Annotated in this window: 1 protein-coding gene; it reads left to right on the plus strand. The window is 67.8% G+C overall.

Going from position 1 to position 382, the window contains the following annotated elements; all coding sequences use genetic code 11:
• Window positions 1-382 (plus strand): NAD-dependent epimerase/dehydratase family protein (locus EOA27_RS40280; protein WP_348639893.1); only part of this gene is annotated, 382 nt, incomplete at both ends.

Genomic DNA, 382 nt, shown 5'->3' on the forward strand with positions numbered 1-382 from the left:
CACCGACCATCCCAATCCGCGCATCCTGTCGGAGCTTACCGGCGCGGCGATGGCCGAGAAGGGCGTCAAGGTGTCGGTGGTGCGCTTGCCGCAGGTGCATGACACGGTGAAGCAGGGCCTGATCACGCCACTGATCGCCCAGACGCGCGCCAAGGGCGTGTCGGCCTATCTCGGCGAAGGCCGCAACCGGTGGTCGGCGGCGCATGTGCTCGATGTCGCCAAGCTCTACCGCCTGGCGCTCGACAAGCAGGAAGCCGGCGTGCGCTACAACGCCGTTGCCGAGGAAGGCATCCCGATGCGCGAGATCGCGGAAGTGATCGGCGCCGGCCTCAACGTGCCGGTGGTCTCGCTGTCGCAGGACGAGGCAGCGGACCATTTCGGG

It is taken from the genome of Mesorhizobium sp. M2A.F.Ca.ET.037.01.1.1 (assembly GCF_003998075.1).
Taxonomy (GTDB): domain Bacteria; phylum Pseudomonadota; class Alphaproteobacteria; order Rhizobiales; family Rhizobiaceae; genus Mesorhizobium.